Genomic DNA, 20,698 nt, shown 5'->3' with positions numbered 1-20,698 from the left:
TCCTTTAGGCGGTGTGCGCGGCGTAGGCGGCCTCGTCCATCAGGCCGCCGAGCTCGCCCTTGTCTGCAATCTTCATCTTGAAGAACCAGGCCTTGCCGCCGGCGTCCGAATTGACCAGCGCGGGCTCGGCGGCGAGCGCGTCGTTGACCTCGACCACCTCGCCGGTGATCGGCGCGTAAACGTCGGAGGCGGCCTTGACGGATTCGACGACCGCGGCGGCCTCGGCCTTCTTCAGGCTGCGGCCGATCTTGGGCAGTTCGACGAACACGACGTCGCCGAGCTGCGACTGCGCATAGTCGGTGATGCCGATCGTGGCGACGTCGCCTTCGATGCGGAGCCATTCGTGGTCGGACGTGTACAGCGTCGTCATGGGGATCGATCCTTTGGCGTTTAGCGTTTGTAGGTATTGGGGACGAAGGGCGTGGCGGCGACCTTCAGCGGAAGCCGCTGGCCGCGCACTTCGGCGAAAACGGTGGTGCCGACCGTGGAAAGGGCGGTGGGCAGATAGCCCATCGCGACCGGCGCATTGAGGCTCGGGCCGAAGCCGCCCGAGGTCACCTTGCCGATCTGCTCGGTCGAGGCGGCATCGGCGAACAGTGCGGCGCCTTCGCGCACCGGGGCGCGGCCGTCGGGCTTCAGGCCGACCCGCCGGCGCGCGGCGCCATCTGCGAATTGCGCGAGAATCTTGTCGGCGCCCGGGAAGCCGCCGGCGCGGGCGCCGCCGCTGCGGCGAACCTTCTGCACCGACCATTCCAGCGCGCCTTCGACCGGCGTCGTCGTGGTGTCGATGTCATGGCCATAGAGGCACAGCCCGGCTTCGAGCCGCAGGCTGTCGCGCGCGCCGAGCCCGATCGGCAACACGTCGGGATTGTCGAGCAGCGCGGTGACCAGGGCTTCCACCTTGTCTGCGGGCACGGAAATCTCAAAGCCGTCCTCGCCGGTGTAGCCGGAGCGCGAGACGAAGCAGTCGACGTCGCCGACGCGGCGCGGACCGGCGTCCATGAATTTCATCGAACTGACATCTGCACAAAGTTTCGCCAGCGCCGATTCGGCCTTCGGCCCCTGCAGTGCGATCAGCGCGCGGTCGGCCAGCGATACGATTTCGCAAGCGTCGGCGAGACTAGCGCGCAGATGCGCCTCGTCCTCGGCCTTGCAGGCGGCGTTGACCACCAGGAACAGGTGATCGCCGAAATTCGCCACCATCAGGTCGTCGAGCAGGCCGCCGTCATTGTTGGTGAATTGCGCGTAGCGCTGCCGTCCCGGCGCGATACCGACGATGTCCTGCGGCACCAGTTTCTCCAGCGCGAGCGCCGCGTCGGCGACCTTGCCGGATTTGGCCTTCAGCACCAGCTGGCCCATGTGCGACACGTCGAACAGGCCGGCTTCCTTGCGGGTGTGCAGATGCTCCTTCAGCACGCCGGCCGCATATTGCACCGGCATGTCATAGCCGGCGAACGGCACCATCCTGGCGCCGCGCGCCAGGTGCAGCGCGTGCAGCGGGGTCTGTTTCAGCGGGGAAGTTTCGTGTGCAAGCATCACAGGGCCCTCGCGGTTCCCGTCGGGGATCTATTTCCCCTTGAGAAACCTGCAGAAAGCCCCATCTGTCGCTGTGCCTGAGAGTATTATCCCGTCGGCGGACGCATCGGGGCGAACCCCAGCGTCTCTTTCCAGATGTCAGACGTCACGCGGTCCTTTTGCCTGAGAGTTTCCGGGGCGGTTGCTCCTTCGGCGCCGGCGATAAGGCCGGTCTCTCCCGACGTGACTAGGTATAGGTAGGTAGAAAACACGGCGCCACCAAGACTGTCAACGCAGCTGCAGCAACTATCCAATGGGCTTTGTGCTGCCGCGGCAAGCCCATGATCCGCCTGCACAGTTTCTGGACACCGCAGCTGGCAATGTCTAAAAGCGTTCGGCCGGAAAATGACGCCTTTTTGCGGCTGGCCGGCCCCTTTTTCCGATTGGATGAACATGAGCAGCGTCAACGACATCAGGTCGACATTTCTGAACTTCTTCAAGGAGAACGGGCACGAGATCGTGGCCTCGTCGCCGCTGGTTCCGCGCAACGACCCGACCTTGATGTTCACCAATGCCGGCATGGTGCAGTTCAAGAACGTCTTCACCGGCGTCGAGAAGCGCGGCTATCAGCGCGCCACGACGTCGCAGAAGTGCGTGCGCGCCGGCGGCAAGCATAACGACCTCGACAATGTCGGCTATACCGCGCGCCATCTCACCTTCTTCGAGATGCTCGGCAACTTCTCGTTCGGCGATTACTTCAAGGAGCGCGCGATCGAGCTCGCCTGGAATCTGATCACGAAGGATTTCGGGCTGAAGAAGGACAAGCTGCTGGTCACCGTCTACCACACCGACGACGAGGCGGCCGGCTACTGGAAGAAGATCGCAGGCTTCTCGGACGACCGCATCATCCGCATCCCGACCTCGGATAATTTCTGGGCGATGGGCGACACCGGCCCGTGCGGTCCGTGTTCCGAGATCTTCATCGACCGCGGCGAGCACATCTGGGGCGGCCCTCCTGGCACTCCGGAGGAGGATGGCGATCGCTTCCTCGAATTCTGGAACCTGGTGTTCATGCAGTACGAGCAGGTGACGAAGGAGGAGCGCGTGGCGCTGCCGCGTCCCTCGATCGATACCGGCATGGGGCTGGAGCGCATGGCCTGCATCCTGCAGGGCGTCGAGAGCGTGTTCGAGACCGATCTGTTCCGCAACCTGATCGATGCCGCCGCGTCCACCCTCGGCCACGGTCCGAACGAGCAGAACGTTGGGTCGTATCGGGTCATCGCGGACCATCTGCGCTCGTCGGCGTTCCTGATCACCGACGGCGTGCTGCCGTCGAACGAGGGCCGCGGCTACGTGCTGCGCCGGATCATGCGCCGCGCGATGCGCCATGCGCAGCTCCTGGGCGCGAGCGAGCCGCTGATGCATCGCCTGGTCTGGGCGCTGGTCCGCGAGATGGGCCAGGCCTATCCGGATCTGGTCCGCGCCGAGAAGCTGATCGAGGAGACGCTGCGGCTGGAGGAGACGCGCTTCCGCAAGACGCTGGCGCGCGGCCTGTCGATCCTCGACGAGAAGAGCGCCGGCCTCAAGAAGGGCGACATGTTCGACGGCGACACCGCGTTCACGCTGTACGACACCTACGGCTTCCCGCTCGATCTGACGCAGGACGCGCTGAAGTCGCGCGGCATCAGCGTCGACCAGGCAGCGTTCACCGACGCGATGGAGCGGCAGCGCGTGAAGGCGCGTGCCTCCTGGGCCGGCTCGGGCGAGGCGGCGAGTGAGGCAATCTGGTTCCCGCTGCGCGAGAAGCTCGGCGCGACGGAGTTCTTGGGCTACGAGACCGAGAGCGCGGAAGGTGCGGTGACGGCGCTGATCAAGGACGGCGCCGAGGTCGAGAGCCTGAAGGCCGGCGAGAGCGGCGCGATCGTGCTGAACCAGACCCCGTTCTACGGTGAGTCCGGCGGCCAGGTCGGCGACACCGGCGTGCTGACCGGCGAGGGCGTCAAGTTCCGCGTCACCGACACCCAGAAGAAGGCCGGCGATGTGTTCGTGCATCTCGGCACGGTGGAGCAGGGCACGCTCGGCGTCGGCACCGCGCTGCAGCTCGAGGTCGATCACGCCAGGCGTTCGTCGATCCGCGCCAACCATTCGGCGACGCATCTGTTGCACGAGGCGCTGCGCCAGGTGCTCGGCGATCACATCGCGCAACGTGGCTCGCTGGTGACGCCGGACCGGCTGCGCTTCGACTTCGTGCATCCGAAGCAGATCACGCCGGAAGAGCTCGCCCGGATCGAGGACATCGCCAACGATGTGGTGCTGGAGAATGACGAGGTCACCACCCGGGTGATGGGTGTCGACGATGCCCGTGAGGCCGGCGCCCGCGCGCTGTTCGGCGAGAAGTACGGCGACGAGGTCCGCGTCGTGTCGATGGGCAAGGGTGCCCGCGATCACGGCCAGAATGCGCTTGGCTGGTCGGTCGAGCTCTGCGGCGGCACCCATGTCCGCCGCACCGGCGACATCGGCATGATCTCGGTGACCAGCGAGGGCGCGGTGGCGTCCGGCGTGCGCCGCATCGAGGCGCTGACCGGGCATCATGCGCGCAAGCACGCCAACGACACCATCGCGCTGGCCAAGACCGCGGCGCTGGAGCTGCGCACCACGATCGAGGACGTGCCGGCGCGCATCGCCGCGCTGATGGAGGAGCGCAAGAAACTCGAGCGCGATCTGTCTGACGCCCGCAAGAAGCTCGCGATGGGCGGCGGCGGTACGTCGAACGGCGCCACCTCGGCCGTTCGCGAGGTCGGCAACGTCAAGCTGCTCGCGCGCGCGGTCGAGGGCGTCGAGACCAAGGATCTCAAGAGTCTCGTCGACGACGGCAAGAAGCAGATCGGTTCGGGCGTGGTCGCGATCGTCGGCGTCACCGAGGACGGCAAGGCCGGCATTGTGGTCGGCGTCACCGCCGATCTGACCGCGCGGTTCAACGCGGTCGAGCTCGTGCGCAAGGGCTCCGAGGTGCTCGGCGGCAAGGGCGGCGGCGGCCGGCCCGACATGGCGCAGGCCGGCGGGCCCGACGGCGCCAAGGCGGACGCCGCGCTGTCGGCGATCGAACAAGCGATGGCCGGCGCCTGACGGAGAGGCTGATCGTGACGATGGCTCCGCTCAAGCCCACGATCAGCGATCCCCGGCTGCGCGACCGTCTCTACGAGCTGCTCGAGCGCGATGATCTGCCGCATTCGGGCGGTTTGCGGTTTGCCCGGACCATCATCGCCATCATCGCCGTTGACGTGCTGGCGGCGATCCTGGCCTCCATGCCCGAGATCGACGTGCAGTTCGGCTGGCTGCTGACGACCATCGAGATCGCGGCGGTCACCGCCTTCGCGCTGGAATATGCCGCGCGGCTGTGGAGCGTGGTCGGCCACTCCCTGCGCGACATGACGCCGGCGCGGGCACGGCTGGAATACGCCTTCTCGGCGCTCGGGGTGATCGACCTGCTGGCCTTCCTGCCGTCGGCCATTGCGCTCGCAATCGGCGACAAGACCGCGCTGGTGCTGCTCGGCATGCTGCCGTTCCTCAAGCTGGTGCGCTATTCGACCGCGATGCGCTCGCTGCTGGCGGCGCTGCATGCCGAGCGGCGCACGCTGTTCGGCTGCGTGGTGATCCTGACCGGCGCGGTTCTGCTGTTTGCCTCGCTGCTCTATGCCATCGAGCACAACGTGCAGCCGGACAAGTTCGGCACCATGCCGCAGGCGATGTGGTGGGCGATCGTGACGCTCGGCACCGTCGGTTACGGCGACGTCGTCCCGATTACGCCGCTCGGCCGGACCGTCACGGTGGTCGCGATCGTGGTCGGCTTTGCGATGATCGCGCTGCCGGTCGCGATCATCTCGACCGCGTTCGCCGACGAGGTCCGGCGCCGCGACTTCGTCGTGACCTGGGGCATGCTGGCGCGGGTGCCGCTGTTCTCGCATCTCAACGCAGCTGATATTTCCGACATCATGCGCCTGCTGCGGTCGCAGACCATCGAGGCCGGCGAGGTGCTGGTGCGGCGCGGCGATGCGGCCTCATCGATGTATTTCATCACCGCGGGCGAGGTCGAGATCGACCTGCCGAGCCAGCTTGTGCGGCTTTCCGACGGCGCGTTCTTCGGCGAGATCGCGCTGCTGCGGCGGACCAGCCGCTCCGGCACGGTGACGGCGACGCGCAAGACCAAGCTCCTGGTGCTCGATGCCCAGGACTTCCATGCCCTCATCGAGCGCATGCCGGCGCTCGCCGCCCATGTCAGGGAGACCGCGGAGGCGCGGCTCGCCGATCCGCTCACGGCCGGCGGTGACCTGGCCGCTGCAGAGATCGCCCAGGCGCCGCGCGAGGCCGACGGCGGCATCCGCGATTAGTCGCGGCGCAGGAAGACGTAGTCGGCGGAGTAGGCCGCGCCCTTCAGCGCGCCTGGTTTGTCGCAGGCGCCGCTGAGCTCGCCGCCCGAGGTGTTGATCCGCTGCACGGTAGCCACACCGGAGAGCAGGCCGTTGCCGCGGTGGGCAATCACCTCGAGCTTCAGCCAGGGAATATCAGCGGCGGTGGTGCCGGGTGCGCTGCCGGCGGTGCGGGCGGTCACGGCGCTGCCGTCGACATGCTCCCAGTTCGGACCCGCATAGTGCCGGCCGACCGTGCGGCCATCGGCGATCAGGGTGGCGATCGGTTCGCGGAACGACCAGGCAAGCTTGCCGTCGGTGATCGGCTTGCACTCATAGACCTGCACGCCCTCGGCATGGACCGACAGAACCGGGGACTCGCCGGGCGCCGCGACGGCGTCGGGCAGTGGACCGGCAGCGAAGGCCGCCGACCCGGTGAGCGAGAACGATGCGAGCACGACGGCTCTGACAAGGGCCATGGTCATGCTCGCACCTGTCTTCCCAGGATGACTGCCTCAGGCCGCCATCGCCTTCACGAGGTTATCGGACACCTTGTCGAGGAATCCGGTGGTCGAGAGCCAGCGTTGGTCGGCGCCGACCAGGAGCGCGAGGTCCTTGGTCATGTAGCCCTCCTCGACGGTCGCGACGCAGACCTTCTCCAGGGTGGTGGCGAACTTCGCCAGCGCCTCGTTGTTGTCGAGCTTGGCGCGATGGGCGAGGCCGCGGGTCCAGGCGAAGATCGACGCGATCGAGTTGGTCGAGGTCTCCTTGCCCTTCTGGTGCTCGCGGTAGTGGCGGGTCACGGTGCCGTGGGCGGCCTCGGCTTCCACGGTCTTGCCGTCCGGGGTGAGCAGCACCGAGGTCATCAGGCCGAGCGAGCCGTAGCCCTGGGCCACGGTGTCGGACTGCACGTCGCCGTCATAGTTCTTGCAGGCCCAGACATAGCCGCCGGACCATTTCAGCGCCGAGGCCACCATGTCGTCGATCAGGCGGTGCTCGTAGGTCAGGCCCTTGGCGTCGAATTCCTTCTTGAACTCGCGGTCGAACACGTCCTGGAAGATGTCCTTGAAGCGGCCGTCATAGACCTTCAGAATCGTGTTCTTGGTCGACAGATAGACCGGGTAGTTGCGCATCAGGCCGTAGTTGAACGAGGCGCGGGCGAAATCGGTGATGGAGTCGTCGAGATTGTACATCTCCATCGCGACGCCGGCGCCGGGCGCCTTGAACACTTCCTTCTCGATCACGGTGCCGTCCTCGCCGACGAACTTCAGCGACAGCGTGCCCTTGCCGGGGAACTTGATGTCGGTGGCGCGGTACTGGTCGCCATAGGCATGGCGGCCGATGATGATCGGCTTGGTCCAGCCGGGAACCAGGCGCGGCACGTTCTTGCAGATGATCGGCTCGCGGAAGATGCAGCCGCCGAGGATGTTGCGGATGGTGCCGTTCGGCGACTTCCACATCTGCTTCAGGCCGAACTCCTTCACCCGGGCCTCGTCGGGGGTGATGGTGGCGCATTTGACGCCGACGCCGACCTTCTTGATGGCTTCGGCGGCGTCGATGGTCACCTGGTCGTTGGTCTCATCGCGGTATTCCATGCCCAGATCGAAATAGAGCAGTTCGACATCCAGGAACGGGTTGATCAGCTTGTCCTTGATGTACTGCCAGATGATCCGGGTCATCTCGTCGCCATCGAGTTCGACGACGGGGTTGGATACCTTGATTTTTGCCATGACGGGGAGGCCCTCTTGGGAACGGCGCGCTTTTGACGGCGGGGGTGGAAAATACGCCTGCGCTATAGCACCGCCCGGGGGCGGGCGGAAGCGGAGGGGGTATGCACTTTAAGCCCATCTTTTCAGCTAAAACGCCGCCTGCGTCGCGGTCCCGGCCACGATGTACCAGGTCACGAACAGGCCCGCGATCAGGGCCCCCGGCAGGCTCGATCCGGTCCGCCGCCAGGTGAAGGTCGCGATCACGGCGACGATCGCGAGCAGCGGCACGAACTGGATCGCGACGATGGTCGAGAGCGGCACGAAACCGGGGTCCGGGACCGGGTTGAACAGCTTTCCCGTCAGCCACAGCGTGCCGTATTGCAGCACCAGCAACACGATGAAACCGAACGTCAGCGCCAGGATGTTGGTCAGGTACAGCGCCCCGCGCGGCGCATCCATGGTCGAGAAATTCCGGTGCAGCACGTGCAGCGCCACGACGAAAAACGCCGTGAACGGAATCAGATAGATCAGGAAGATGAGGAATTGCTTCGCGCTCATCAACTTGAGTGCGACAATCCAGAAGCGGAAGTCGATCTTGAAGGCGAGGTCGGCGAGCCACAGCGCGGCGTAGCCGACCGCGACCGAAGCCAGCGCGATCACGACGGATTGACCGACGAGGCCGGTCCGGCTGGCGCGCTTCGGGGCGAACCGCATCAGGGCGAGCGTGATCAGGCCGTTGATGATGGCCCAGACCAGGATCTGGTTGGTGATGCCCTGCGGCAGGAACGCGCTCGGGGTGACGAAAGTGCCGCCCAGCGCAAAGGCCGGGTAATAGGTCAGCGCCGGGATGAAGGCGGACAGGATGAACGCCGTGGTCCAGCGCCGGCCGCTGGCGGCCTGATGCGGCGGCATGGTGCCGTCGGCAACCGCCGGCAGCCGCAGGCGGGAGAACGTCCTGGCTTCCAGCAAGCCGTCGAACGTCCCGATGACCAGGGCGATGAAGCCGATCAGCGCAACCAGCGTGCCGATCTCCTTGCGGAACCAGATCTGGTCGTCGACCGGCCGCGGCGTGCCGCCCTTCAGTGTCTTGGCGAACCAGTCGAGGCTGTAGCCGATCGCCTCATGCGAGATGTGCTCGGCCGGATGGGTCAACGCGGGGGTGTACAGCACTCGCGCCGTGCCGTTGGCCGGATCGCCATAGAGCTTGCCCGGTTCGACCGCGCCTTGCGTGCCGAACAGCGCCCAGAGCTTTGGGCTCTTGGTGACGTCGCGGGCGAGCTGGACGCTCCACATCAGGTCGGGGAATTCCTCGTACTGCGCGAACACCAGCGCGGTGTTGCGCGGCCAGCTCACGGTGCCCTCGGCGGCGAATGGCTTGCCGGTGGACGAGCCCTCGAGCACCATCGACTTGTAGTCGTTGGGCATCGCTGCCGCGGCGGCGAGCACGGTCCAGCCGCCCATCGAATGGCCCTCGAGCCCGATATTCTCCTTGTCGACGAATTGGAGGCTGCGCAGATAGGCAAGGCCGTCAGGTCCGCCAAAACCGTTGGCAAAGGAGGGCGGGTCGCTATAGCCGTGGCCGGTCTGGTCGAGCGCCAGCACCACGTAGCCGCGGCGGGCAAACTCGATGGCGAAGCCGTCCTGGGTCTCGCGCGAATTGATATAGCCGTGGACGGCGAGGATGCCGGGCGCCGGAATCTGCGGCGTGGCATTCGGTGGGATGTAGAGCAGGGCGCTCATGGTATTGCCCTTGGCGCCCTTGAAGCGCACATCCTCGATCCGGATGCCGCCGGCGGTCTGCGTGAAGTGGGCGAGCAGGCCCCCCGCCACGATCAAGACCAGGCCCACAACCGCCAGCGTCCATCTGCCCCGCATCGTCGTCCCCCCAAGGTGCCTCGCCGTTCAACCGGCGTCTCAAGCGTGCCTTTACAGCTTCGCTTTGGTTGTGGTTGATAGCCTATCCGAAGGCCAAGTGCGCGCAAGCGGCAGCCTTCGCTTCGTGCGATCGGGACTCCGATTGAGGATTCGCAAACGCCGCTAACCCTGTTATCTCCTTGGCGAAAATGGTCCTGCGCAAAACCGGTGCAAAGCTGGTTGCGCCGCCCTGCATGAGAGTTTGAATCAGCCGCTTCGGAAGCTGATTCAAAATCTTCAGACGTTGAATCAGAAAGTGAAGTGAGATGTCCGGCACCGACAAGACCAAGGCAGGGCACGACCTTGCCGGTCCCGTCGTCATCCTGGTCGAGCCGCAGCTTGGCGAGAACATCGGCATGGCCGCGCGTGCGATGGGCAACTTCGCGCTGTCGAGAATGCGCATCGTCAACCCGCGCGACGGTTGGCCGAACATTGCCGCCCAGCGCGCCGCCGCCGGCGCCGACCACATCATCGGTTCCGTCGAGCTGTTCGACACCGTCGAGCAGGCGATCGCCGATCTCACGCTGGTGTTTGCGACCACCGCCCGGGCCCACGACCAGGCCAAGCCGGTGGTCGGGCCGGAAGGCGCGGCGGGCGAGATCGTCAGTCATGTCGCATCCGGCGGCGGCGCCGGCATCCTGTTCGGACGCGAGCGCGCCGGCCTGACCAATGAGGAGGTCGCGCTCGCCAACCGCATCATCACCTTCCCGGTGAATCCAGGCTTCGCCTCGCTCAATCTGGCGCAGGCAGTGCTGTTGATGGGGTACGAGTGGTTCAAGCTGTCGACCGCGGGGGCGCTGCCGTTCGCGATGCCCGAACGGTCCGAGCCGGCCTCCCAGCACCAGATGCAGGCGTTCTTCGACAACCTCGTCGCCGAGCTCGACAAGGTCGAGTTCCTGCGGCCGGCGGAGAAGCGCGACACCATGCTGGTGAACCTGCGCAACATCTTCACCCGGATGGATCCGACCAAGCAGGACATGCACACGCTGCATGGGGTGGTGATGGCGATCGCCGAGGGCCGCAAGGGCCCCGCCAAGGGCGGGGTGCTCGACGGCGCCCAGGCGACGCGCTTGCGGGCGCTGCTCGCCGAGCAGGGGCAGGGTGGCGCGACCGCCGACAGCAGCAGCACCGTGCGCGGGCTCGCTCGGCTGCTCCGCCGCAACCCGACCGACGCCGAACGGATCTTGTGGCAGGCGCTGACGCGGGACCGCCGCTTCGCCGGCCAGTTCAAGCGCCAGACCCCGGTCGGCCGCCACATTCCCGACTTCGTCTCCTTCGTGCACCGGCTCGCGATCGAACTGGTCAACCCGAACGAGAGCGAGGCCATCGGAGCCGACCGCGCCAAGCGCAGAGCCTGGCTCGAGGCGCGCGACTATCGGGTGGTCGACATGCAGGTGGCCGAAGTCGAGCGCGATCTCGACGGCGAGCTCGCGCGGCTGGAGGCGGGGCTGCGGCAGGGGCGGTAGCATGGCAACACCTCCTCAAGGAAGTGTTGCACTTCATTTGTGAACTCAGGGGATCCATAACCACCGCATTGGATTGTGAAAGGGATCGTGGCCGCAGCGTCGCGCAACAATTGAGATCTGGGGTAATGGATTCCTGCTTTCGCATGGACGACACGGTGTTTGTTGCGCGGCCGGTGAGTCTCACATACGCGTTCTCGCGACGCGCTTCGCCCGAGCCACAGGCGCGGTGCGGCGCGGATGGCGTGATAGCTGCCTTTACAGTCCAGAAGGCGGCGTCTCGCTAGGCTGACGCCGACACGAGCCAGAGACCCACATGCAGGCCGCGCCCATCCGCTCCGATGCTTGCGGCGAGCGCGTTGCGTACCGCTTCCATGGCGCGATGACGTTGATCGACCGTGGCATTCTCGAGCAGCGCAGGCAGCGGGCCGGCCTGCGTGATGAAGGCCATGCTTTGCGCGATGTCGCCGCCATGGATCGGCACGTCGATGGCCTTCAGTGCAATCTCGTGAAACCCCGCCTCGGTCAGGATACCGCGAACGCGCTCCTCGCGCGCGAACGAAAACATCCCAGGCGCCAATGGATCGAGCGGCGGCTGAGGCGGCACGTGCGGTCGCGCCGCCTCGATCGGCACGCGAAACCACGGCGACTCCGGCATGGTGCGAAAACAGACGAACACCAGCCGCCCGCCCGCCTTCATGCCGCTGCGGATGTTGGCGAAGGCCTTGACCGGGTCATCGAAGAACATCAGGCCAAAACGCGAATACACCAGATCCGCCCGGCGAGGTTCGAAGCCGTAGATCGTCGCGTCGGCCAGTGCACAAGTGACGTTGCCAAGTCCCGCCTCGGCGACACGATGCCTGGCCAGATCCAGCATCGGAACCGAGATATCGACGCCCAACACGGCACCTGACGGACCAACAATCCTGGCGAACGCCAACAGTGTGTCACCGGTGCCGCATCCGATATCGATCACATGATCACCCGGTTTTGCCGCCGCAGCACCCAAGCTGACGCTGGTGACCGACGTGAAGACATCGCTGATCACGGCTTGCTGTGAAACCCATGAGTGCCCCATGGTGCTGTTCCAAAACTCTGCTCCTCGGGGGTTTGCGGTAGGTGTCTGCATTTGATCAATCTCCTGGTGCTGAAAATCCGACCGAGTGTCGGCTGAAATAAACTTCAAAAATTCCAAATGGATGCGAACTACAGCCGGCGGGCAGCTGAATGGAGGTTGAGTTGGCCCGACTCACTTGCCCACTGCCGCGTGGACGGCGCGGCAATGTTGTACCAGAGCTTCGTGCGAGACCACGAATTGCTTCAGCGGCGTGTTGATGTCGTAGAAGTAGATGTTGGCCACGAAGCCATAGATGCCGGCATCGACGGTCGTCGGTTTGTCGCCATGCACATAGCCTTGGCTCGGGATCAGGCTCGCCAGTGCGGCGAGATCGGCGAGCCCGCGGGCCATCGCGGCGTCGGGCTCGAAGCGGCCGATGCCCTGATAGTAATAGCGCCGGGCGTTGAACTCCTTGGCCTTCATCAAGCCGTCGTCGGTGAGGCCCGGATGCTCGCGCTTGAGCGCATCGCGGAACAGGGGCCAGTAGCGCTCGTCCTGCCAGCGCGAATAGGACATCACCCAGTAGAGATCGTCGAGCGTCCGCGTGACGAGGAAATTGGTCGTGCGCTGCGCCGGCGTCAGCGCGGCATCCAGCGTCACGCCATATTTTCCGGTGACAAAGGCGAGGATGGTCTCGCTGTCGCCGACAGTGTCACGGCCGTCGACGATATAGGGCAATTGCTGGCGCGGTGCCTTCGAGGCATCGAAGATGTGCTCGTGCCGGAACGGCACACCGGCGAGCTTCAGAAAGGCGAATACCTTCAGGCCATAGCCATTGTTGTCGGCGACGCCGAACAGCGGCGGATAGGAATAGAGCGTGAGCATGGCGGCTCGTCACGTTCAAGGGTGGCTGCAGGCTACCTCAAAACTGGTCAGCTGGAAATGACAGGCAGGGAAGGCCGCGTCGGGACAAGACGGCACAAACACTGCCTCGGGTCATAAGCCGCGGATGACGATCGGGCTGAACATCGTCGGCTTCGTTGCCGGAAGCCGACGTTGATGAGTACACGTCCCCAAACGATCAAGCCTTCGAGATGCCGCCGTCGATCACCGGCCCCAGGATCTCGTAGCGTTCGCCGCTGAAGCGCACCAGTTGCAACTGCTCGAGCGGGTAGTAGTCGGTCGGCGAGGTGTTGACCTTGATGCCTGACAGCAGGAGGTCGGATTCGAAATCCCTGAGGTTCGCCGCCTGTTTGATGATGCTTTCGGACGAGACATCGTCGCCGCACTGCTTGAGCACCTGAACCATGACCTGGCTGACGACATAGGCGATCGCGGCGTAGATGTCGTTCTTGGCCGCCGCCGGATCGTATTTGTCGAGAAACGCCCGCCACTTCACCACCGCGGGATCGCTGTCCCAGGCGGCGTCGACGGGGTCCTTCATGTAGGCGCTCGAGATGATGCCCTTGGAAATGTCGAAGCCCGCGGCCTTCAGCGTCGAGCCAGCGGAGGAGGCGTTGTTGCCGATATAGTGCGTCGGCTGCCAGTTCAGCTCGGCGACCTTCTTGATGCCCTGGGCCGCGAATTTCGGCGTCGTCATGCTCATGAACACGTTGGCGCCGGCGGATTTGCATCGCACCACCTGGCTGTCGATGGTCGGATCCGACGTCTCATAGGACAACTCCGCCACGATCGACGATGTCCTGCCGCCAAGTCCGTCCTTGAACCCCTTCAAGACGTCGCGGCCGAAATCGTCGTTCTGGTAGATGATGCCGATCCTGGCATCGGGCTGGGTCGCGAGTACGTGCTGCGCGAAGGTCCGCCCCTCGATCTGATAGCAGGGCATGAAGCCCATCGTGTACGGGAAGTTCTTGTGGTCGCCGAACTTGGTCGCGCCGGAAGCGATGAACAGATGCGGGATCTTCTTCTGGTTCATGTATTTCATGATCGCCGCATTGGTCGGCGCACCGAGCGGCGAGAACAGAACGTCGATCTCGTCGCCTTCGACGAGCTTGCGCGCCTGCTCGACGGTCTTGGCCGGGCTGTAGGCGTCGTCATAGGTGATGTATTTGATCATGCGGCCGTTGATGCCGCCTTGCTCGTTGATCATCTTGAAATAGCCGCCGGGCGTGCGGCCGATCGACGAATAGACCGCAGCCGGTCCCGAATAGGCGTCGATATTGCCGATGACGATCTCGGTCTTGCCCTCCGCCTTGCCCTTGGCGATGGCGGGCTTGCCGAACAGCAGCGTGGCTGACGTGGCGGCGGCGCCCTTGATGAGATGACGGCGGGTTGGCCGGGGTGAACGGGGCCTTGTCATTGTGTTCCTCCGCTTCTTCTTGTTGGCCGTTTGGCATTATTGGCCGTTTTGGCAGCCTCTGACGGGCATGTCGGCGTGAAGCATTTCACAGTGCCCAAGCCGGATCAAACCAGTCTATGAAAGGAGCGCGGTGGAACTTGTGCGCAGTCGCTATCATCAGAAATATTCGGCAGCCGCCGCGGCGCGACGGAATGCTTTTCCACCCTCGGTTACCGAAACGCCGCCCCGAATTGCTATACTGCGGCAGATATCGTGGCGATTTCGGCAGGGTGGACCGATGGCGAAAGCACTGGAAGGCAAGGTGGCGGCCGTGACCGGCGCGGCGTCGGGCATTGGACGGGCGAGCAGCGAGGCGATGCTGATCGCGGGCGCGCGCGTGGTGATGGTCGACCGCGACGCCGCCGCGCTGCAGGCGCTCGGGCGCAAGCACGGCGATGCGGCAATCCCGCTGTTGCTCGACCTGCTCGATCCCGGCGATTGCGCGACGCTGCTGCCGAAGGTGCTCGAGAAGGCCGGCCAGCTCGACATCCTGCACGCCAATGCCGGGACCTATGTCGGCGGCGACCTCGTCGATGCCGACACCGCTGCGATCGACCGGATGCTGAACCTCAACGTCAACGTCGTGATGAAGAACGTGCACGATGTGCTGCCGCACATGATCGCGCGCGGCACCGGCGACATCATCGTCACGAGCTCGCTCGCCGCGCATTTCCCGACGCCGTGGGAGCCGGTCTATGCGTCGTCGAAATGGGCGGTCAACTGCTTCGTCCAGACGGTGCGCCGCCAGGTGTTCAAGCACGGCATCCGAGTCGGCTCGATCTCGCCCGGACCCGTCATCAGCGCGCTGCTGGCGGACTGGCCGCCCGAGAAGCTTGAGGAGGCCAAGGCGGCCGGAAGCCTGCTGGAAGCCAGCGAAGTTGCCGAGGTCGTGATGTTCATGCTGACCCGGCCGCGCGGCATGACGATCCGCGACGTCGTGATGCTGCCAACCAATTTCGATCTGTAGCGCGGCGGGTGCTTCACGCGGCGCCGCGCTCGGCGGCCGTGGCGGGGCGCTTCTGCGAAAGGCGGCGGAGCGCGGCGACGTTGGTTGCGACGGACGCCATGCGGCACCGTGCCTTGCCCTCCAATTTCGCTTCGTAAAGTGCGGCATCGGCAACGGCCAGCAACTCCTCGGCCTCCGTGCCGTGCTCGGGCGAGATGGCGACGCCGACACTGACGCCGACTTGCGCCGTGACGCCGCCCGCGAGCTGGTAGGGCATCGCGACCGTCTGGATGATGCGCAGCCCGACCGCGCGGGCCTGCTCGGCGGTGACGCCATTCGCCAGCACCACGAACTCGTCGCCGCCGAGCCGCGCGATCACGTCAGTCTCCGGCAGCGCGCGCAGCAGTCGCTCGGCAGCCAGCATCAGCACCTGGTCGCCGGCCGCATGGCCATGGGTGTCGTTGACCGGTTTGAAATTGTCGAGGTCGAGGAACAGCAGTGCGAACGGCCTGCAATTTGCAGCCGGGGCCGCCAGCTTCGCGTTCAGCGCGGCGACGAAGCCGGCGCGATTGCGCAGGCCGGTCAGGGTGTCGTGATGGGCGAGATGGCCGTTCTCGCGCTCCGCGCGCATGGTCGCGATCAGCATCTTGTTGAGGCGGAAGGCCGCGACCGTCATCGCCGACAGATAGAGCGGCACTTGCAGGAAGACGATGAAGAGCAGCGGCTCGCGGGCCAGCGCGGCGCCCGGGACGATCGGGCCGAGGCTGAGCAGGATCATCGTTCCGGCAAGGCGGGGAGCGCTGAAATTGCGGAAGCAGATCCCGCCGACCATCGCCGCCGCCGACAACGAGGCCAGCATCGCGACCACCCAGTCGCCGCTTGCGAGGCTGATCAGGATGCCGAAGCCGACGCTGGCGCTCCAGGCGAGCGCGAGCACGAGGTGCAGATCGGTCGGCGTTGGCCGCCGCGTACGCGCCGCACGATGGGCGCGGACCAGCACCGCCAGTCGCGCCAGGCAGAGGACGAGCTCGAGGATGACCCAGGTGATGAATGGCGCGGTCGGCTCGCGGATCGCAATCACGGCGGCGACCGCCACGGTGTTGACGGCACCCGCGGCGAACACCGGCAGCGAGCCGTAGAGATCGGCGATCAGCGCCGCCCGGATGTCGTCCGGTACGCCCGCACCCGCATCGGCGAGCCAGCGTGTCACGCCCCAGCGCGGCTGGCTGTATCGTCCTGTTTCGGACTGCATTGTTCCTGCCCCGTTTTTCAGGAGCACCTGACCCTGCCGGCCCTAACGGGCTTTTAAGGCCGGCCCGGATCGCGCGGCGTGATTGACGACAGGTAAATCCGGGCAGGGGGATGGCATCGCTGAATGGCGATGCCGGATGAATACCGATGTCGGAGGCTGCGATGCGCCGGCTGGTCGCGACGATCCGTCCGGCCAGCTGCGATTTTTCGAGGACCGCGGGATTATTCCGCGCCAGCGGATAAAGGTCTACACCTCGGGCACCCGGAGCGGAGCCGAACTTCGCTTGCCACGATCAGACGATAACATGTGATGAGAGCAGGGTCCCCGCTGATTGCGGCGGCCCTGCGTTACACGGCAAGAAGTTGTTGCTCCGCCGCGCTGCCCGCGCGCTTGGGCTTCTTCAGCTTCGCCGGCGCGAACAGATTATCGGCGGCGAGGCCCGCGGTGTCGGCGACGGTCGGATCGCACGACACCATGGCGGCGACGATGGCGCCGTCGATCAGCAGCGCGAGCTGGTGCGCGAGCACGGCCGGCTCGGCCGCGCCCATTTCGCCGGCGAGCTTCTCGATATGCGCCAGCACCGCCTTCTTGTGCTTCAGCGCGATGTTGCGGAACTGCTTGGCGTCCTTGTCGTGCTCGGCGACCGCGTTGATGAAGGGGCAGCCGTAGAAGCGCTCCTCGGCGAACCAGGTCTTCAGGGCAGGGAAGATCCGCGACAGCTTGGTCTGCGGATCGCCGCCGCCGGCCTCGATCGCGCCGATGAACCATTCGCGCCACTGCCGGCCTTCGTTCTCCAGCACCGCATGCACGAGGTTGGTCTTCGAGCCGAACAGCTTGTAGAGCGTGGTCTTCGCGGTTCCGGCCTCGTCGATGATCGCATCGATGCCGGTGGCGTTGATGCCGTTCTTGCAGAACAGCCGCGTTGCGGCGTTCAGCAGGCGCCCGCGCGCCGATTCATCGTCGCCGGCGGTGAACGCCGCGGCAGTTTTTTTCTTCGCAAGCGATTTGGCCATGCGCGGCAGTAAATCGGAGCGCGGCAGAATCATCAAGTCGCATCTTCATGCCCCTATCGATGCGCTGAAAATCATCGCGGTCGCGCGGCATTTGCTTGGCGATTGAGCAGGCCGGCACTGATCAATCCGCAGGCAGCTCCGCTTAAGCGCCTGCGGGATTTCGCCTTTTGATTTGCGGCGGGACTGGCACGCTTCGTGCAGGAAACAGACCGTTCGGTATCCTGACCAATTCCATCGCTCCCAGGGAGAAAACTGATGACCGCTGTCGCCCAGAAAACCGCACTGACCGGCTGCCTCGCGCCGATCGACAGAGGCGGGCTCGAGCAGCTGATTGCCAATGGCAAGGCCAACCCGAAGGTGATCAAGACCTTGAAGTGCAAGACGGTGGCCGAGGGCAAGTTCCGCCATGCCAACTACATCCGCAACCTCGCGCCCTACATCGTCGACGAGCCGCCGGGCCTGCTCGGCGACGACACCGCGCCCAATCCCTCCGAGGCCTCGCTCGCCGCGCTCGGCTCCTGCCTCGCTGTCGGCCTGCACGCCAACGCCGTGCATCGCGGGTGGGTCGTCAACAAGCTCGAGCTCGAGCTCGAGGGCGATCTCAACATCACTGCGGTGTGGGGCACCGGCGACGTCAGCGAGAAGCCGGTCGGCTTCACCGACGTCCGCGTCAAGGTCGACATGGAGTGCGAGGGGGTCTCGCAGGCCGAGATCGACGCGCTGGTGGCGCATGTGAAGAAGTGGTCGCCGGTCGCCAACACCTTCACCCGTCCCGTCAATCTCGAGGTCAGCGCGTAAACGCCCGGCCGGCAATTCAAGGTGCGGAGATCATCCATGGGTTCACTGGCTTTGTCGCGGGTCGCAGCTCAAGATCCCGCACCGACCATTGCGGACGAGGTTGCCCGCCTTGCCCGTCAGGAGCTGGCGCCGATCGCAGCCGCGGTCGATGCCGGCTCGGTCTATCCCGGCGAATTCCTGCACCGGCTCGGCAAGGTCGGCGCCTGGAGCAGCCATGTGCCGCAGGAAGGTCCTGCCGACCTGCGCTGGGCCATCCAGTCGATGGCCGCGCTCGGCGAGGTCTGCGGCGCCACCGCCTTCATGGCGTGGTGCCAGAACACGCTGGTCTGGTACGTCGCCAACTCCACCAACATGAAGCTCGCCGCGCGCTTCGGTGACTGCTTCTCGCGCGGGCGCGTGCTCGGCGGCACCGGGCTCTCCAACCCGATGAAGAGCTTCTTCGGCATCGAGCGGCTGAAGCTGAAGGGCCGCAAGGTCGAGGGCGGCTACATCGTCCGCGGCGCGCTGCCCTGGGTGTCGAACCTCGGGCCCGGCCATTACTTCGGCACGATCTTCGAGCGCGAGGACGAGGGCACCAAGGGCCAGCCGGGCGCCATCGCAAGCGGCGAGCCGGGCGGCATCGCAAGCGGCGAGCCGGGCGGCACCGTGATGTTCCTCGCCGACTGCTCCGATCCCGCGATCACGCTGACGCCCTGCAAGCCGTTCCTGGCGATGGACGGCACCGGTACCTATGGTGTCCAGTTTCGCGACGTGTTCGTGCCGGAGGAACTGATCCTGGCCGAGCCGGCTGCGCCGTTCGTCAAGAAGATCCGCGCCGGCTTCATCCTGTTGCAGGCCGGCATGGGTCTTGGGTTGATGAAGGATTGCATCAACATCATGGACGAGGTCCATGCGCCGCTCGGACACGTCAACCGCTATCTGCCGCAACAGCCGCTGCAATTCCGCGAGCTCTATGCCGAGTTCGAGAAGGAGGCGATGGCGCTGGCAAGCGATCCCTACAATGCCGATGACAGCTACTGGCGCCGCGTCGTCGCACTGCGGCTGCGGATCGGCGATGCCAGCGTCGCATTCGCACATGCCGCGATGCTCCATTGCGGCGCGCGCGGCTACCTGATGAGCCACCGCGCCCAGCGCAGGCTGCGCGAGGCCTATTTCGTCGCCATTGTCACGCCCGCCACCAAGCAGCTGCGCAAGATGCTGGCGGACGGCTGAAGCATGATCCGGAAAAGTGGAAACCGGTTCTCCCTCGCGACGAACGCGGAACGCGTTTTGCGCGGAGATCATGCTCAAACAAGTTCGGGACCACCACAACTGCAACCACAGACAGGAGAGGCTGCCATGACGGACGTTCTGATCACCGCCGGCGAACTTGCCGAGCTCGTCAAGAAAGACCCGTGTGTCATCATCGACACGCGGAATCCGGATGCCTTTGCGGCCGGCCATCTGCCCGGTGCCGTCAATGTGCACGACATCTTCACGTTCCTTGCGACCTCGACGCCGGAAGGCATCCACGAGCTGAAGACCAGGTTCGCGGATGCGTTCGGTGCCGCCGGTCTTTCCGGCAAGGAGACCGCCGTGATCTACGAGCAGTCGATGAATTCCGGCTTCGGCCAATCCTGCCGCGGCTACTATCTTCTGACGATGCTGGGTTATCCCATGGTGAAGGTGCTGCATGGCGGCTTCGATGCCTGGAAGGCGGCCGACCTGCCGGTGACCACCGACGTTGCGGCGCCGGCGAAGGCCTCCTTTGCGATCGTGCCGGAGGCCGGCGACATCATGATCGACGCCAAGGCGATGCTGGCGGCGGTCGGCAAGCCCGGCGTTGCGATCCTCGACGTGCGCGACGTCGACGAGTGGATCGGCGAAAGCTCCTCGCCCTACGGCAAGGATTTCTGTCCGCGCAAGGGCCGCATCCCCGGTGCGGTGTGGCTGGAATGGTACCGCATGATGAAGCCGACCGCGGAGGGCCCGCGCTTCAAGTCGAAGGATGAGATCCTGGCGGAGTGCGCCACCGTCGGCATCTCGCAGACCACGCCGGTCTATCTCTACTGCTTCAAGGGGGCGCGCGCCTCGAACACCTTCCTGGCGTTGAAGAATGCCGGCGTGAAGGACGTGCGGATGTATTTCGGCTCCTGGAACGAGTGGTCGCGCGACCCGTCGCTGCCGATCGATGAGGGCCTGCCGACCGCGCCCGTCGTCACCGGCAAGGCGGCATAGAACCTGCATGTTTGTTGGTGTCCGGCGGCGCAAAACGCGGCCGGACACC

At 65.5% G+C, this 20,698-nt stretch carries 17 protein-coding genes and 1 riboswitch; of the genes, 7 read left to right on the top strand and 10 right to left on the bottom strand.

The features are described from left to right. Positions 1-4: 4 nt before the first annotated feature. Positions 5-370 carry a glycine cleavage system protein GcvH gene (gcvH, locus tag E2I15_RS16670; RefSeq protein WP_137480059.1) on the bottom strand — a complete coding sequence of 122 codons (366 nt, stop codon included), beginning with the start codon at positions 368-370 and terminating at the stop codon, positions 5-7. 20 nt (positions 371-390) lie between these two features. After that, the gene (gcvT, locus tag E2I15_RS16665) at positions 391-1,536 is read right to left on the bottom strand and encodes a glycine cleavage system aminomethyltransferase GcvT (RefSeq protein WP_155262433.1); all 1,146 of its coding nucleotides are present in this window, start codon (positions 1,534-1,536) and stop codon (positions 391-393) included. A 141-nt stretch (positions 1,537-1,677) separates the two neighbouring features. Beyond that, a riboswitch (glycine riboswitch) is annotated at positions 1,678-1,766 on the bottom strand. 202 nt (positions 1,767-1,968) lie between these two features. On the opposite strand from gcvT, the gene alaS reads away from it, so the two are divergent. Next, positions 1,969-4,641: an alanine--tRNA ligase gene (gene alaS / locus E2I15_RS16660; protein ID WP_170991612.1), complete on the top strand. Its 2,673-nt coding sequence runs from the start codon at positions 1,969-1,971 to the stop codon at positions 4,639-4,641. A gap of 20 nt (positions 4,642-4,661) precedes the next feature. Then, complete coding sequence (locus tag E2I15_RS16655) at positions 4,662-5,903, top strand: cyclic nucleotide-gated ion channel (RefSeq protein ID WP_137480266.1); 1,242 nt, start codon at positions 4,662-4,664, stop codon at positions 5,901-5,903. Here the strand turns inward: E2I15_RS16655 and E2I15_RS16650 are convergent. The 3 genes from E2I15_RS16650 to E2I15_RS16640 all read right to left on the bottom strand — a co-directional run bounded on the left by E2I15_RS16650 (position 5,900) and on the right by E2I15_RS16640 (position 9,505). Further along, entirely contained in the window at positions 5,900-6,400 is a 501-nt protein-coding gene (locus E2I15_RS16650) for a DUF3455 domain-containing protein (protein ID WP_170991611.1), read from the bottom strand. The two genes, E2I15_RS16655 and E2I15_RS16650, sit on opposite strands and share 4 nt — an antisense overlap. Before the next feature lie 36 nt (positions 6,401-6,436). Then, positions 6,437-7,651: an NADP-dependent isocitrate dehydrogenase gene (locus tag E2I15_RS16645; RefSeq protein WP_137480055.1), complete on the bottom strand. Its 1,215-nt coding sequence runs from the start codon at positions 7,649-7,651 to the stop codon at positions 6,437-6,439. A 126-nt stretch (positions 7,652-7,777) separates the two neighbouring features. Further along, a complete protein-coding gene (locus E2I15_RS16640; RefSeq protein ID WP_155262432.1) occupies positions 7,778-9,505 on the bottom strand; it encodes an alpha/beta hydrolase family protein in 1,728 nt (575 codons plus the stop codon). 305 nt (positions 9,506-9,810) lie between these two features. Between E2I15_RS16640 and E2I15_RS16635 the strand changes: the two genes are divergently transcribed. Further along, on the top strand, positions 9,811-11,010 hold the full coding sequence (locus E2I15_RS16635) for a TrmJ/YjtD family RNA methyltransferase (RefSeq protein ID WP_137480054.1): 1,200 nt from the start codon (positions 9,811-9,813) through the stop codon (positions 11,008-11,010). A gap of 280 nt (positions 11,011-11,290) precedes the next feature. Here E2I15_RS16635 and E2I15_RS16630 read toward each other — a convergent pair whose 3' ends face one another. The 3 genes from E2I15_RS16630 to E2I15_RS16620 all read right to left on the bottom strand — a co-directional run bounded on the left by E2I15_RS16630 (position 11,291) and on the right by E2I15_RS16620 (position 14,384). Next, positions 11,291-12,136 carry a class I SAM-dependent methyltransferase gene (locus E2I15_RS16630; protein WP_137480053.1) on the bottom strand — a complete coding sequence of 282 codons (846 nt, stop codon included), beginning with the start codon at positions 12,134-12,136 and terminating at the stop codon, positions 11,291-11,293. A 120-nt stretch (positions 12,137-12,256) separates the two neighbouring features. Next, positions 12,257-12,949, bottom strand: a complete 693-nt coding sequence (locus E2I15_RS16625; RefSeq protein ID WP_137480052.1) for a glutathione S-transferase C-terminal domain-containing protein — start codon at positions 12,947-12,949, stop codon at positions 12,257-12,259. Between the two features lie 196 nt (positions 12,950-13,145). Continuing rightward, positions 13,146-14,384: an ABC transporter substrate-binding protein gene (locus E2I15_RS16620; RefSeq protein WP_137480051.1), complete on the bottom strand. Its 1,239-nt coding sequence runs from the start codon at positions 14,382-14,384 to the stop codon at positions 13,146-13,148. A gap of 277 nt (positions 14,385-14,661) precedes the next feature. Between E2I15_RS16620 and E2I15_RS16615 the strand changes: the two genes are divergently transcribed. Further along, on the top strand, positions 14,662-15,390 hold the full coding sequence (locus tag E2I15_RS16615; protein ID WP_137480050.1) for an SDR family oxidoreductase: 729 nt from the start codon (positions 14,662-14,664) through the stop codon (positions 15,388-15,390). Positions 15,391-15,403: 13 nt separating this feature from the next. Here the strand turns inward: E2I15_RS16615 and E2I15_RS16610 are convergent, their stop codons facing one another. Beyond that, positions 15,404-16,621 (bottom strand): GGDEF domain-containing protein, encoded by a 1,218-nt coding sequence (locus E2I15_RS16610; RefSeq protein WP_137480049.1) that lies wholly within the window; start codon positions 16,619-16,621, stop codon positions 15,404-15,406. Between the two features lie 347 nt (positions 16,622-16,968). Then, positions 16,969-17,634 (bottom strand): TetR/AcrR family transcriptional regulator, encoded by a 666-nt coding sequence (locus E2I15_RS16605; RefSeq protein WP_137480048.1) that lies wholly within the window; start codon positions 17,632-17,634, stop codon positions 16,969-16,971. A gap of 255 nt (positions 17,635-17,889) precedes the next feature. On the opposite strand from E2I15_RS16605, the gene E2I15_RS16600 reads away from it, so the two are divergent. The 3 genes from E2I15_RS16600 (at position 17,890) to E2I15_RS16590 (ending at position 20,649) form a co-directional block, all read left to right on the top strand. Continuing rightward, the gene (locus E2I15_RS16600; RefSeq protein WP_016845029.1) at positions 17,890-18,432 is read left to right on the top strand and encodes an OsmC family protein; all 543 of its coding nucleotides are present in this window, start codon (positions 17,890-17,892) and stop codon (positions 18,430-18,432) included. A 36-nt stretch (positions 18,433-18,468) separates the two neighbouring features. Further along, positions 18,469-19,644, top strand: coding sequence for an acyl-CoA dehydrogenase family protein (locus tag E2I15_RS16595; protein WP_155262431.1), 1,176 nt, complete (start codon positions 18,469-18,471; stop codon positions 19,642-19,644). Positions 19,645-19,770: 126 nt separating this feature from the next. Next, complete coding sequence (locus tag E2I15_RS16590; RefSeq protein ID WP_137480046.1) at positions 19,771-20,649, top strand: sulfurtransferase; 879 nt, start codon at positions 19,771-19,773, stop codon at positions 20,647-20,649. The last annotated feature ends 49 nt before the right edge of the window (positions 20,650-20,698 follow it).

The sequence above is a fragment of the Bradyrhizobium sp. BR2003 genome, from assembly GCF_009720285.1.
Classification (GTDB): Bacteria; Pseudomonadota; Alphaproteobacteria; order Rhizobiales; family Xanthobacteraceae; genus Bradyrhizobium; species Bradyrhizobium elkanii.
The sequence above is the reverse complement of the archived record's forward strand: the minus strand, read 5'-3'. Positions and strand labels throughout refer to the sequence as shown.

Bases quoted from the DNA above. Each gene is read 5' to 3' on its own strand.
- E2I15_RS16600 (WP_016845029.1), top strand. From the start codon at position 17,890: ATGACCGCTGTCGCCCAGAAAACCGCACTGACCGGCTGCCTCGCGCCG.
- E2I15_RS16645 (WP_137480055.1), bottom strand. From the start codon at position 7,651: ATGGCAAAAATCAAGGTATCCAACCCCGTCGTCGAACTCGATGGCGAC.
- E2I15_RS16635 (WP_137480054.1), top strand. From the start codon at position 9,811: ATGTCCGGCACCGACAAGACCAAGGCAGGGCACGACCTTGCCGGTCCC.
- E2I15_RS16610 (WP_137480049.1), bottom strand. From the start codon at position 16,621: ATGCAGTCCGAAACAGGACGATACAGCCAGCCGCGCTGGGGCGTGACA.
- E2I15_RS16620 (WP_137480051.1), bottom strand. From the start codon at position 14,384: ATGACAAGGCCCCGTTCACCCCGGCCAACCCGCCGTCATCTCATCAAG.
- E2I15_RS16655 (WP_137480266.1), top strand. From the start codon at position 4,662: ATGGCTCCGCTCAAGCCCACGATCAGCGATCCCCGGCTGCGCGACCGT.
- E2I15_RS16630 (WP_137480053.1), bottom strand. From the start codon at position 12,136: ATGCAGACACCTACCGCAAACCCCCGAGGAGCAGAGTTTTGGAACAGC.
- E2I15_RS16615 (WP_137480050.1), top strand. From the start codon at position 14,662: ATGGCGAAAGCACTGGAAGGCAAGGTGGCGGCCGTGACCGGCGCGGCG.
- E2I15_RS16595 (WP_155262431.1), top strand. From the start codon at position 18,469: ATGGGTTCACTGGCTTTGTCGCGGGTCGCAGCTCAAGATCCCGCACCG.
- gcvH (WP_137480059.1), bottom strand. From the start codon at position 370: ATGACGACGCTGTACACGTCCGACCACGAATGGCTCCGCATCGAAGGC.
- E2I15_RS16650 (WP_170991611.1), bottom strand. From the start codon at position 6,400: ATGGCCCTTGTCAGAGCCGTCGTGCTCGCATCGTTCTCGCTCACCGGG.
- alaS (WP_170991612.1), top strand. From the start codon at position 1,969: ATGAGCAGCGTCAACGACATCAGGTCGACATTTCTGAACTTCTTCAAG.
- gcvT (WP_155262433.1), bottom strand. From the start codon at position 1,536: ATGCTTGCACACGAAACTTCCCCGCTGAAACAGACCCCGCTGCACGCG.
- E2I15_RS16640 (WP_155262432.1), bottom strand. From the start codon at position 9,505: ATGCGGGGCAGATGGACGCTGGCGGTTGTGGGCCTGGTCTTGATCGTG.
- E2I15_RS16605 (WP_137480048.1), bottom strand. From the start codon at position 17,634: ATGGCCAAATCGCTTGCGAAGAAAAAAACTGCCGCGGCGTTCACCGCC.
- E2I15_RS16625 (WP_137480052.1), bottom strand. From the start codon at position 12,949: ATGCTCACGCTCTATTCCTATCCGCCGCTGTTCGGCGTCGCCGACAAC.
- E2I15_RS16590 (WP_137480046.1), top strand. From the start codon at position 19,771: ATGACGGACGTTCTGATCACCGCCGGCGAACTTGCCGAGCTCGTCAAG.